Source organism: Verrucomicrobiota bacterium, from assembly GCA_016871675.1.
Lineage (GTDB): Bacteria > Verrucomicrobiota > Verrucomicrobiia > Limisphaerales > VHCN01 > VHCN01.
Genome location: VHCN01000091.1, coordinates 1 through 10293 on the forward strand (window position 1 = coordinate 1; position 10293 = coordinate 10293).

General features: G+C 66.9%; 11 protein-coding genes and 1 tRNA gene. 8 read left to right on the forward strand and 4 right to left on the reverse strand.

Annotated features, from left to right (window positions below):
* Nucleotides 1-252 precede the first annotated feature (252 nt).
* The 3 genes from FJ386_14065 to FJ386_14075 are packed head-to-tail and all read left to right on the forward strand — an operon-like array spanning nt 253 to nt 1216.
* The gene (locus FJ386_14065) at nt 253-459 is read left to right on the forward strand and encodes a hypothetical protein (protein ID MBM3877818.1); all 207 of its coding nucleotides are present in this window, start codon (nt 253-255) and stop codon (nt 457-459) included.
* The gene (locus FJ386_14070; GenBank protein MBM3877819.1) at nt 456-848 is read left to right on the forward strand and encodes a bleomycin resistance protein; all 393 of its coding nucleotides are present in this window, start codon (nt 456-458) and stop codon (nt 846-848) included. The genes FJ386_14065 and FJ386_14070 overlap by 4 nt, the downstream gene beginning before the upstream one ends.
* Nucleotides 849-886: 38 nt before the next feature.
* Nucleotides 887-1216 carry a divalent-cation tolerance protein CutA gene (locus FJ386_14075; protein ID MBM3877820.1) on the forward strand — a complete coding sequence of 110 codons (330 nt, stop codon included), beginning with the start codon at nt 887-889 and terminating at the stop codon, nt 1214-1216.
* Between the two features lie 6 nt (nt 1217-1222).
* Here the strand turns inward: FJ386_14075 and FJ386_14080 are convergent, their stop codons facing one another.
* Nucleotides 1223-2227 (reverse strand): ThuA domain-containing protein, encoded by a 1005-nt coding sequence (locus FJ386_14080; GenBank protein ID MBM3877821.1) that lies wholly within the window; start codon nt 2225-2227, stop codon nt 1223-1225.
* A gap of 189 nt (nt 2228-2416) precedes the next feature.
* On the opposite strand from FJ386_14080, the gene FJ386_14085 reads away from it, so the two are divergent.
* The 4 genes from FJ386_14085 to FJ386_14100 all read left to right on the forward strand — a co-directional run bounded on the left by FJ386_14085 (nt 2417) and on the right by FJ386_14100 (nt 4833).
* Nucleotides 2417-3298: a periplasmic heavy metal sensor gene (locus FJ386_14085; protein MBM3877822.1), complete on the forward strand. Its 882-nt coding sequence runs from the start codon at nt 2417-2419 to the stop codon at nt 3296-3298.
* 96 nt (nt 3299-3394) lie between these two features.
* Nucleotides 3395-3970, forward strand: coding sequence for a sigma-70 family RNA polymerase sigma factor (locus tag FJ386_14090; protein MBM3877823.1), 576 nt, complete (start codon nt 3395-3397; stop codon nt 3968-3970).
* A 42-nt stretch (nt 3971-4012) separates the two neighbouring features.
* Nucleotides 4013-4315 (forward strand): hypothetical protein, encoded by a 303-nt coding sequence (locus FJ386_14095; GenBank protein ID MBM3877824.1) that lies wholly within the window; start codon nt 4013-4015, stop codon nt 4313-4315.
* Nucleotides 4312-4833 carry a hypothetical protein gene (locus FJ386_14100; GenBank protein ID MBM3877825.1) on the forward strand — a complete coding sequence of 174 codons (522 nt, stop codon included), beginning with the start codon at nt 4312-4314 and terminating at the stop codon, nt 4831-4833. Before FJ386_14095 ends, FJ386_14100 begins: the two co-directional genes overlap by 4 nt.
* Here the strand turns inward: FJ386_14100 and FJ386_14105 are convergent.
* On the reverse strand, nt 4788-5747 hold the full coding sequence (locus FJ386_14105; protein MBM3877826.1) for an alpha/beta hydrolase: 960 nt from the start codon (nt 5745-5747) through the stop codon (nt 4788-4790). The two genes, FJ386_14100 and FJ386_14105, sit on opposite strands and share 46 nt — an antisense overlap.
* Before the next feature lie 35 nt (nt 5748-5782).
* Nucleotides 5783-8833 (reverse strand): bifunctional [glutamate--ammonia ligase]-adenylyl-L-tyrosine phosphorylase/[glutamate--ammonia-ligase] adenylyltransferase, encoded by a 3051-nt coding sequence (gene glnE / locus FJ386_14110; protein MBM3877827.1) that lies wholly within the window; start codon nt 8831-8833, stop codon nt 5783-5785.
* 62 nt (nt 8834-8895) lie between these two features.
* Between glnE and sufT the strand changes: the two genes are divergently transcribed.
* Nucleotides 8896-9447 (forward strand): putative Fe-S cluster assembly protein SufT, encoded by a 552-nt coding sequence (gene sufT, locus FJ386_14115; protein MBM3877828.1) that lies wholly within the window; start codon nt 8896-8898, stop codon nt 9445-9447.
* Nucleotides 9448-9628: 181 nt separating this feature from the next.
* On the opposite strand, the gene FJ386_14120 is transcribed toward sufT, so the two are convergent.
* A tRNA-Arg gene (locus tag FJ386_14120) sits at nt 9629-9705 on the reverse strand.
* Nucleotides 9706-10293 lie beyond the last annotated feature (588 nt).

Sequence of the window (10293 nt, forward strand, 5' to 3'; positions counted from 1 at the left end):
TCGACGCCGTGAAGAGCCGGAAGCGCGAGACACTGAACCAGGAAATTTACTCCGGCCACGTCAGCACCGTGATGTGCCACGCCGGCAACATCGCCTGGCGCACCCGCAAGCGGCTGAGGATTGACCCGGCGACCGAGACCTTCGACTACGCGGAGGCGAACCAGTTCGTCGGCCGCGAACACCGGAAGGGGTTTGAACTGCCGAAGATTGTCTAGCGCGCACGACAACTTACGCCCAAGAGTTTAGCGCACCATGAACCGCCGCCAGTTCCTCCGCCGTGCCGCCGCCGCGTCCGGCGGCGTCCTGCGCGCCACCGACACGTCGAGCATCCCGCCCGCCACCGCCTGTTTCCGTCAAGGCGAACGGGAGCGCCAGGAGCACGACACCAACGCGCCGTCGGACGCGATGGGTTTCCCGGTTGAATCCGGGCGCGGTTTGTCTTTGAGTTGTTGCGCATGAAACTGAGCGGACTTCATCACGTCTCGATCCTCGTCACTGACATGGCGCGCGCGCGCAAGTTCTATCGCGACACGCTGGGCATGCGGGAGATCGGCATCCCGTCCACGTTCCCCGGCGCGGGGCTGCGGGTGCACTGGTTCGAGCTGGGCGACGAGCAGGTTCATTTGATCCCGACGCCGCAGCCGGATTCGTTCAGCCAGCGGCACTATGCGATGCACGTGGACGACGCGCAGGCGGCGCGCGAAGAACTCCGACGCAAGGGCGTGGAGACGGCGGAGACGGTGCCCATTCCCGGTGCGGACCGGTTTTTCATCCGCGACCCGGACGGCAACCGCATTGAGCTGATCCAGTGGACGGAGACTTACCGCATCGTCCCCGTCGGGGAGTGAGGGGGACAGAAGGCGTTGTCCAACGGCATCAGGACCGGATGAAGGCCACCACCCAATTCGCAGTCGTGCTGGTGACGGCGCCAGACCTGAAGACTGCGCGGCGGCTCGCGCGTTCAGCGTTGAGGGCCCGGCTCGTGGCGTGCGCGAATCTCGTGTCGCGGATCGAGTCGCACTACTGGTGGCGCGGGAAGCTGGAGTCGTCCGCCGAGGTGCTGATCGTGTTCAAGACGGCGCGCGCGCGTCTCGCGGCGCTGGAGAAGCGCGTCCTCGCAGCGCATCCCTACGACACGCCGGAATTCGTGGTGCTGCCGGTGCGTTCGGGCGCGGCGAAGTATCTGAAGTGGCTCGGGGAAAGTGTCCGCGGTTGAGCCGCGCTACCTGAGGTCCGACGGCTTCACACCTTTCTTGTAAGTTTTGAAGCCATACATCGTGGGCTTGAACTCTCCGACGATCTCCACGTTGGCCTTCGCGGGAACTTCGAGTCCCAAGCCCCAGAAGACCGCGTTGACCACGAGCCTTCGCGTCCCTTCGCTGAGCAGGTCGGTCGCCGCCCCCATCGTGGTGCAGAAGACCTTGTTCACCTTGCCGTTTTCGCGGGCATGGTCGCGCGTCCACGCGACGGGCATTGCCGGGTCGTTGACGGGTTGTTCGACCCCCTTGACCGTCTTCTTTTTGTAGTCCGCTGGCGGGTCCTCGGGCTTCATGCCCTTGAGCACTTTGCCCCGCAGCAGGATCCTTGCATCGGCAGGCGGGTGCGCCTCGTAAACGTCGGAGTCGGCGAAGGCGTCTTTCACGCCGCGCAGGATCGGATGATGTTCCGCGCCGGGTTCCGTGACGGCGAGACAGGCTTCGACTTTGTGGCGGCCCCAGTGCGTGACCCACGTCTCGCCCAGCACCTGCCGGCCGAAGCCGCCGCCGTTGTTGAAGTTCCACTTCGCGAACGGGCTGTCCTTCGGGTAGCCGTTGAACGCGTGCGTGCTCGTGCGCAGCGCGATGATGGGCACGCCGCGGTCGAGCGCGGCCTCGAAGCGCTTCGACGCGCCCTCATCCCAGCGGCGGAACCGCAGCAGCATCACGATCGCGTCGGCGGAGTCGAGCGCGGCGGGATTCGACAAACTGCCGCCCTTGTCGGGGTTGATGAAGCCCTCGTCGTCGACGGAGAAAAGCACCGTGCATTTGAAGCCGTGGCGCTGGCTGAGAATCTTGGCGAGTTGCGGCAAGCCTTCCTCGCTACGGTATTCCTCGTCACCCGTGAGGAACACCAGGTGCTTGCCCTTGCCGGGGCCGGGCTTCGCATCGTAGGTGACCCACGTGTTTTCCGCGGCGGTGGCGGCGAATCCGAGGAACGATGCGGCGAGAAGGGCGGTCAGCGATTTCATGGTTGAGTTGAATGCAAGTTGCTGGCTTGGACGCACGCGGGACTTTAGAACTTCGGCGCGCTTGCGCAACGCTGGAGTCGACGGTGCCGCCTTGTAACAAATCCGGCCCCGCGGCGTCTCATCCACCGTGGCTCAACCCCGGAACCAACCGTCCGGCCCGGTGTTCTCCATCCGAACTCAACGCGCCTCATGAACCCCACACGCACTTCAACTCCCGTGCCACTCGCCACCCTGCTCGCCGTGGCTTGCATCGCTGCACTCCCCGCCACCGCGCAGGACAGGCCCGGTCCGCAGCGCGACGACCCGCAACGCCCGCGCGATGGCGCGCCCCCGCGGGGCGAGTTCCAGCAACGCCCGCCGCAAAACCCGCCGCGCGACGGACAGCCGCGCGACAACTTCCGCCCCGAAGGCCAGCCGCGCGATGGTTTCCGGCCGCAGGGCCAGCCCGGCGAAGGCTTCCGCCCCGGCGGGCAGGGACAGGGACAGGGACAGGGACAAGGCCCGGCCAACTTCATGGCGGACCTCACCGAGGAGCAACGCAACGCCGTCCGCGAAATCATGGGCGCGACCTTTCAGAACCAGCGCGAAGCAAACGAGTCGCTTATGACCGCCCGCCGCGAGATGAACGAACTGCTCACCGCGCCGAAGTTCGACGAGAAGGCGATCCGTGACAAAGTGATGGCCATTGCGAAGATGGACGCAGACATGGCCGTGCTCCGCGCAAAGGCTTTCGCCGAAGTGCGCAAGCAACTCGGCACGGACGTGGCTGAAAAGCTCAAGCCGATGTTCATGGGCGGCCCCGGCATGGGCGGCCCCGGCATGGGCGGCCCGCGGCCCGGCGGATTCCAGCAGCAGCCGGGCGGTGAATTCCGCCGGCCCCAGGGCGAACCCGGCCAGCCGCCGCGCGAAGGCGAGTTCCGGCGTCCCCAAGGCGGCGGTCAACCCGGCGACGCGCCCCGGCCGGGAGGCGACCGCTTCAACGACCGTCGTCCCGGCGGGAACAATCCGCCGCAGCCGCCCCGGGACGGCGAGCCGCGCCGGCCTGGGTCACCGCCCGCCAACAATCCGTGAGCTTCCAAGCCGAGTGACACGTTGCCCGAAAGCCACCGCCACGTGACGGTGGCTTTCGGCTTCTTGGAACCCCGCCCCTCTGCAACACTCGCGGTGATGGAACGGACCGACTCGGAGTTGATCGCCGCTGTCCTCGCGGGCGACCCGTCGAGCTTCGAACCCATCATCGCCAAGTATCAGTCGCGGGTCTTCGCCACCGCCCGGCGTTACGCGCGGCGCGAGGACGAGATCCAGGACATCGTGCAGGAGGTGTTCATCAAGGCCTACCAGAAGCTGCCGAGCTTCCGGGGCGAGGCGCCGTTCGAGCACTGGCTGATGCGGCTCGCGTTGCGCACGTGCTACGACTTCCTGCGCGCCCACCAGCGGAACCGCGAAATGAACTTCTCCGACATCACACCCGAGGAATCGGACTGGCTGGAGAAGTTCCGGCAGGAGCCAAGTTCCGCGCGCGAGGACGCCGCGGCCGCGCGCCTGCTGATCCAGCGGCTGCTCGACCAGCTCTCGCCGGAAAACCGCCTCGTCATCGTGCTGCTCGAGATCGAGGACCGCTCCGTGAAGGAGATCGCGCGCATCACCGGCTGGTCCATCCCGCTCGTCAAGGTCCGCGCCTTCCGCGCTCGCGCGCAGATGCGCAAGCTGCTCGAAAAACTCGCCAGCGAGAAGTATGTGTAACCGCAATTTCCGCCTCCCCGTCTGCCAGAATGCGTCATGCAAGTGAACGAACTCCAACAGAAACTCATCGCGGCTGCGCGAGCGCAAGCGCCGGGCGGCCACATCCCCTACGCCTTCGAGAAGCGCATCATGGCGCGCATCGCCGCCCTGCCCGCGCCCGACGCGTGGGCGCTTTGGAGCAGCGCGCTCTGGCGCTCCGCCGCCGCCTGCATCGCGCTCACCCTCATCGTGGCCGCGCTCGCGCTCGCGCTCCCGCACCGCCAGCACGACGCCGCGAACGAAGGCGACCACACGCTCGCGCTGACCATCGACACCACGGTCGAACCCCCGAACGAATTGCAGTGAAGCAGTGGCAAGTCATCCTCGCGACGCTCGTCATCTTTGGCGCGGGAGTCTTCACCGGCGCCTCGGTGGCGCACATCCAGGAGAAACAGCGCCCGAAGGCCGCCCAGCCGCGCCTGCCGCTTCCGCCGTTTCCCTTCAACACCGTCCAGAAGCGCGAATACCTCGCGCGCCTCGACCGCCAGCTCGTCCTCACGCAGCAGCAGTATGAAGCCATCGAGGAAATCCTCCTCGAAGGCAACGAGCACATCAGCGACGTGTGGGAGCCCATCGCCCCGAAGATGCGCGACGAACTCAAGAAGATGCGCGACCGCATCCGCGCCGAGCTCAACCCGGACCAGGTGAAGAAGTTCGAGCAGGAGACGCCCAAAGTGCGGAAAGCCATGAAGGCCGACACCTCGGACACCTCACGCCCGCGCGGCGCGCAGCGCACGAACACCGCCGCCGCAAGGCCCGCGGGCGAGGGCGCCTTCATTCAACTCGTCCCTGCGCCCGCTTCCACAAAAGCCGTCGGCGAATAGCCGCGGCATTCCAGCACGGCGTCGGCGTTCTCCCCTCCCTCACTTGTTTCCCTCGACTTTGGAAAGTCGGAAGACTTCGCACACATCCACGCGAGCACCTGCTCAGCGGCGTCGCGGGGCGCGGTGCCGAGCACGTTGTGATCGGCGAACAGGACAAGCCGGCCGCCGCGCCAGCCGGGGCACTCACGCCGAAGCCCGCTTCGCACCCACGGCCACGGCACCACCGGATCCCACAGACCGGCCAGATGATGCACCGGCATCGTGGTTTGGCGCGCGATGGGACGCGGATCGTTCGCCGCGATGAGCCTGAGCCGGTGCACGGCGGCCAGTTTGTCCAGTTCCGTCCGGCGCGACACGAACGCCTCGATGCCCGCGACAACCTCGGGCGAATTCCGGAACCGCCAACGCGACGCCTTCGCGTAAACGAACAGCAACCTCGTCAGCCACGTCAGCGAAACGCCGCGCGCGAACGTGCCCGCGAGTTGCACGCCCCACTTGAAGGGGTGCTTCACGAATCCGCCCGCGAGAATCAAGCCGTCGGCTTGAAACGCCGGGAGAAGCGGGCGCGGCGGAAAGCCGTCCCCTCGCCCGCGACCGGTGTCTTCCATTGTCCCACTTCCCCCTCCCCTCTCCCTTCGCACGAGCGTCCACGCCACTTGCGAGCCGAACGATTCGCCGAGCAACCAGCCTCGTGTGATGCCGTGCTGCGACAGGCTCTGCTCGATCGCGTCAGCATAGGCCTCGAGGCTCCACGCAAGCGTTCGCGGATACGTGAACTCGACGAATCGCACCCGCCCGCCGAGGGCAAGCCGGAACCCTGGAACGAGCGTCCAGTCCCCGTGCAACCCCGGCAGGTAAATGAGCGCCGGCTTCGACGCATCGCCGTGGATGCGGATTTGGACGGTCTCATCCATGAATGGAACCGACACTTCGAAATCGCCCGCCAGGATCACAGACCCATCGCGCGGGGCCTTTCCGCGAACACGCGTTCATAAATGCGCCGCAGGCTTGCGCGGCAGATGCTCATTGATTTCATGAATTCCGCGGCGGTCGCGAAGCCGCAGCGCACGGCGACGCGATAGAGCGGCGCGGGATCGCCGGGAAGTTCCGCTTCGCCCTCGTAACTCCAGCGGCGCAGGATGCCCTCGACGCGGCGGAGTTCGCGGTAGTTTTCAAGCAGGGCCTCCGCCTCCGCGCGGGGAAGCGCGGCCTCGTCGCGGGCGCGGGTGAGCGCGCGCAACGTGTTCGGCTCGGCCCAGCCGAGTTCCATCGCGAGCGTCTGCGCGATGAACTCGGCGTCCACCAACCCGCCCGCGCCGGTCTTGAACGCAAGCGCCTCGTGGCCCGCGGGGGTTCGCTCGCGCTCGATGCGCTGCCGCATATGCGCGATCTCGCCCTTCCAGTCCGGCGTGTAGCACGCGAGCCCGCGCCGGCCGCGCACCTCGAAGCCGCGCGAAACGCCGGCAAGGCTGAAGTCACTCAGCGCTGACGCGAGCCGCTCGAACGCGCGACCGGCCCCGGCGTGGCCCGCGATGAACCGCGCGCGACCGAGCGCCTGGATTTCCCACAGCATCGCGCGCGCGCGGTAATAGTCCTCGTGCGCGGCGAGCGTGTTCACGAGCAACCCCTTCTCGCCGTCGGGCCGGAGCCGCGCGTCGAGCGCGAAGGTCGTGCCGTGCTCGGTGGTCGCCGAAAGCAGGTCGATCAACTCGGCGGCGAGTGCTTGCAGCCTCGGCAGGTCGCGCGCCTTGTCGTCGGCGACGAACAAGATGTCCAGGTCCGAGCCGTAGGTGAGTTCCGAGCCGCCGAGTTTGCCGAGGCCGATGATCGCGAGCGGCGCGGACTTGAACCTGTGCCGTCGCGCGACGACTTCGAGCGCGTAGCCGAGGCACGCGTCGGCGAGCGCGGAGAGTTCGGCGAGGTTCACCTCGAAGCCCACGAGCCCGAGGATGTCGCGCAGCCCGAGCCGCATGAATTCGGCCTGGTGATAGCGGCGAATCCAAAGCCGCTGATCGTCGTCACCGCTGCCGTGGCGGAGTTCGTCGAGGATTTCGGCGGCTGACTTCATGCGCCGCAACCGTCCGGTGGTGAGCAGGTCGTCCACGAGATCGGGCGCGCGGATGGCGGACTCGGCGAGGAATTCCGAGCGGTCGAAGAGCAGCAGCAGCAGTTCGAAGAGCGCGGGGCGGTTGGTCCAAGCCTCGTAAAGCATCGCGCGCGAGCCGTAGGCGGTGATGTAGGCGTCGAGGCGCGCGAGGACGCGGTCGGGGTCGCTGAGAATCGCGGAGGGCGGGTGGCGGAGGGCGGATGGGGACGTCGCGGAGTCGTGGCGCTTGCCGTCGCACGTGTCGAACAGCACGGGGATGAGGCGCATCGCGAGTTCGCTCGTGCGCGCGGACACATGCACGTAGCCCGGGCCCTCGACGAATTCGCGCAGCAGCCGCACGGCCTTCGGCGGGTCGCGGAACCGCCGCGCCGCAAGCTGCGCCCCCCACGCTTCCTCGTGCCCTTCGAACCGCGCGGGCAGCGCGGTCGCCGCCGCGGTCGCTTCCGTGCCGAACACTTTCTCGTAGCTCTCGCGCACGGTGCGCGTGTGCCGCCCCAGGCCCGTCTCGAACGCCGCGAGGGTCTCGAACCCCATCAGCCGCGCGATGCGCTCGCGGGCTTTGCGCTCGGTCGGGATCGTGTGCGTCTGCTGGTCGTGCTCCATCTGCAACCGGTGCTCGACATCGCGCAGGAACACGAGCGCGGCCGCAAGCGCGTCGGCCTCGTCGCGCGGGAGGAGCTTGTAGCGCGCGAGCGCGGCCAGCGCGGGCAGCGTCTGCGGAAGCTGAAGAAACGGCAGCCGCCCCGCATGAAGAAGCTGCAGCGATTGCGCGATGAACTCGATCTCGCGGATGCCGCCGCGGCCCAGCTTCACGTTGCGGTCGAGTTCGCCGGACCGGACGACTTCCTGCTCGATGCGGAGCTTCATCGCGGCGACCTCTTCCAGCGAACGCGGGTGGAGCGAGCGCGGGTAGCGGAAGTGCTGGACGGTTTCGAGAAACTCGCCCGCGAGCACGTCGTCGCCCGCGACGCAGCGCGCCTTCATCAGCATCATGCGCTCCCACGTCTGGCCCCATTGCGCGTAGAAATGCCCGTAGCTCTCGACCGAGCGCACGAGCGGGCCGGTGTCGCCCTCGGGCCGGAGCCGCATGTCCACCCGGTAGAGAAAGCCATCGGCGGTCGCGCGCGTGACTTCCGCGATGAACGCCTCGGCGACCCGCTTGAAGAACGCGTGATTCGTCACGCCCCTGCCCGAGAGCTCGCCGCCGCGCGGGGCTTCACGGAACGCGTGGCCCTCGTCTGTGTAGGCGAAGAGCAGGTCCACGTCCGAGCTGAAATTGAGCTCCTGCCCGCCAAGCTTGCCCATGCCGAGCACGCAGAATGGCGTCGGCTGCCACACCGAGTCGGCGTCGAGGTGGAACGGCGAGCCGAGCCGCGCTTCGAACTGTCGCCGGCACACGCGCAAGACGGCGTCGAGACACCCATCGGCCACGTCGGAAAGTTCGCGGGTGATTTGCGGCATGTCGCCAAGACGCGCGAGGTCGCGCGCGCCGATGCGGAGCCACTCCCGCTGCTTGAACCGCCGAAGCTGCGCGAGCGCGCCCTCGAAATCGCGCGCATCGAGCGCGGGGCGGAGAAAGCCCTCGACTTCGCGGCGCAAGCCCTGCGGCTGTCGGGGATGCGCGAGCGAGCCGGGGTCGAGCACTGAGCCGAGCCACTCGGGGTTGGCGACGAGCGCGTCGCCGAGCGACTGCGAACCGCCGAGCACCGCGGCGACGATGCGCGCCTGTTCCGCGGAGGACTTGCGCAGCGCGGCCGACGCGCCCGAGGACTTCAGCCGCTCGATCGCATCGCGCGCCCGCTGCGGGTCGGCGCACGCGTCGAGGGCCGTCTTCCACGCGGGGTTTTGCACGGGCGGATTTGGGCAGACGGCTGCGGCCCGCGCAATTTCAATCCCGCCGCGCGGGACGCGGCGTTCATCGTTGCCAAACGCGGCGCACCGGCTAGCTTCGCGCCATGGAACAGCAGGCGACTTCGGTGCAGCTCGCGCGCGACTGCGCGGCGATCCAGATTCCCGTCGGCAACGCCGTCACGCTTCACTCCGGCACGCCCGTGGACATCGTGCAGCACCTTGGCGGCAGCTACACCGTGTTCACCATGGGCGGGCTCTTTCGGGTGGACGGCAAGGACGCCGACGCGCTCGGCCTCAAACCCGAGGAGTCGACGGCGGCCGTGGTCGCACCTGCGGCGGGCAGGGTGGACGAGACAATGGTGTGGGAGGTGTTGCGGTCGTGCTTCGACCCGGAAATCCCGGTGAACATCGTGGACCTCGGTTTGGTGTATGACCTCGGCATCGAGCCGATCCCGTCGGGCGGGCACAAGGTTTTCGTGAAGATGACGCTCACCGCCCCCGGCTGCGGCATGGGAACCGTCATCGCCCGCGACGCGCAGCAGAAGATTCTCACGCTTCCCGGCGTCGAGGATGCGAGCGTGGAAGTCGTGTGGGACCCGCCGTGGCACCAGTCCATGATCTCGGCGGAAGGGCGGAAAACTCTCGGGCTGAAGTGACTGAAGCCAACGTGCCGTGCGGGCGTCCGGGCACTGGCATCATTTGATGATGCAGCGTCGGCTCTGTGACCCGACAGGATGGCGCCCGACGCCAACGCGACAACAACCTGAGCCACTACCAGCGTTTGACGCCCGCGGTTCAAACAGCCAAACCGTGCGTTCGGAGGAACCCTCGAGAATCTGGCACGCCCGGAGGGAATCGAACCCCCGACCACCTGCTTAGAAGGCAGATGCTCTATCCATCTGAGCTACGGGCGCAAACTGTTTATTTACAAAGTATTGCGACTTACGAAAAACGCAATTTGCGCGATTTCAATACTGTTTTTCTATACTCGCATGAGCACAGAGAGAAATCACCAGCAACAACCGGCGTCTTTGTGGCAAAAGACAGCAACCGCAAACCTGATTCGCAACTCGTCATCGGGCGTATTCTACGCCCGCTTCCGGCTTGGCGGCAAGCTCCGCTGGCGTTCGCTCGACACGCGACACTCTCTTTGCCGAGCGAATCGCGCGGGGAGATTTGCGGTTGCGCAGGCCGCAAACCAGCGCCTCACCGCCCGTGGCCCGAAATCAAAATTCCTATCCCTCCCCTTCGGGGCATTGCTGCGAAAACGCCTCGCCAAACGGTCAATACAACCTAACATTCCCGAGGACTAACAATTCGAACCATGAAACACATGCTCCGCTTAGCGCTGGCGCTCCTGGGGGCGCTGATTCTGTCCGCCACTCAAGCCAACGCCGATACCTGCAACAAGTGCAGAGGCTCAGGCACGAGCAACTTCAAGTGCTCCTCGTGCAAGGGCACGGGGGCCAATGGCAATTTCAAGTGTTCCTTCTGCAATGGCA